Here is a 1,328-nt window from a genome sequence, read left to right as displayed (position 1 = left end):
CAATAGAATAGTATATTATTTTGATTAAACATATTCATTATCGATGATATGAGTAAAAATTTGTAAACGTATTTTAAAATTATGAATAAAGGTATACTTTTTATCGTTTCTGCTCCTAGTGGTACAGGGAAATCAAGTTTGATTCAAGAAATTTTAAAAAAAGTTTCTTTTTATAAAATAACAGTTTCAGTATCATATACTACTCGTATGATAAGACCAGGTGAAGAAAATGGGAAACATTATTTTTTTGTATCAGAAAAGGAATTTAAAAATATGATAGATACAAAAAAATTTTTAGAATATGCTAAAGTTTTTAATCATTATTATGGGACAGCACAAAAAAAAATTAATAATATTTTGATAAGAGGAATTGATGTTTTTTTAAACATTGATTGGCAAGGAGCTCAGCAAATTCGTCAAAAGATACCGGAATCTAGGAGTATTTTTATATTTCCTCCATCTAATAACGAATTATTTCGTAGAATTAAAGCTCGTGGACAAGACAGCAATGTGGTAATATTAAAGCGAATGAAAGAAGCGGTAGAAGAAATGAGTCATTATTCAGAGTATGATTACTTAATTATTAATGATAATTTTAAAATAGCAGTATCGGATTTAAAATCAATTATTTATGCAGAACATCTTTCTATCAAACAACAGAAATACAGAAATATAAGTTTGATTCAAAAGTTATTAAATCATAAGTAATTAAGTTATATTATATTTCATATAATAGTGAAATAATTTATTATCGAACCTTGATTAGAATAAGCAATCTTATTAACTAAAAAAAATAATAAAGTTATTTATTCTAATGAGGTTTATTAAGATGTGATATAAATAGATTATTTATTAAAAATTTTTAAAATAAAGTTTTTAATGTCTATTAGATCTTGATACTCTTTTCCTTTCATTTTCTGTTAAATATTTTTTTCTTAATCTAATTGATTTTGGTGTAATTTCTACTAATTCGTCATCGTTTATGAAACTTAAAGCATTTTCCAGCGTTATTTTTATAGGTGGAATTAACACTATTGCTTCATCTGTACCAGATGCACGCATATTAGTTAATTTTTTCCCTGTTAAGCAATTAACAGTAAGATCATTGGAGCGATTGTGAATACCTATAATTTGTCCTTCGTATACTTGAGCACCGTGCCCTAAGAATAATTTTCCTCTTTCTTGTAAGTTAAAAAGAGCAAATCCAACAGCCATTCCTGTGTTATTGGAAATTAAAACACCGTTTCTTCTATGACCTGTATTATTAAATTGCATTTTTCCATAGTGACTAAAAGATGAATAAAATAATCCAGTTCCAGAGGTCATAT

General features: G+C 25.8%; 1 protein-coding gene and 1 pseudogene. One reads left to right on the top strand and one right to left on the bottom strand.

The window, feature by feature from the left end:
* Window positions 1-81: 81 nt before the first annotated feature.
* Window positions 82-708, top strand: a complete 627-nt coding sequence (gene gmk, locus LDP10_RS02085; protein WP_265197085.1) for a guanylate kinase — start codon at window positions 82-84, stop codon at window positions 706-708.
* Window positions 709-876: 168 nt separating this feature from the next.
* Here gmk and LDP10_RS02080 read toward each other — a convergent pair.
* Window positions 877-1,328, bottom strand: a pseudogene (locus LDP10_RS02080) (translational GTPase TypA); the annotation flags it as partial.

Origin of the sequence: Buchnera aphidicola (Pemphigus obesinymphae) (assembly GCF_026122815.1) — a bacterium.
GTDB lineage: Bacteria > Pseudomonadota > Gammaproteobacteria > Enterobacterales > Enterobacteriaceae > Buchnera_C > Buchnera_C aphidicola_BJ.
Note: the sequence above shows the minus strand (reverse complement) of the source record. Positions and strands in the feature narration are given on the sequence as shown.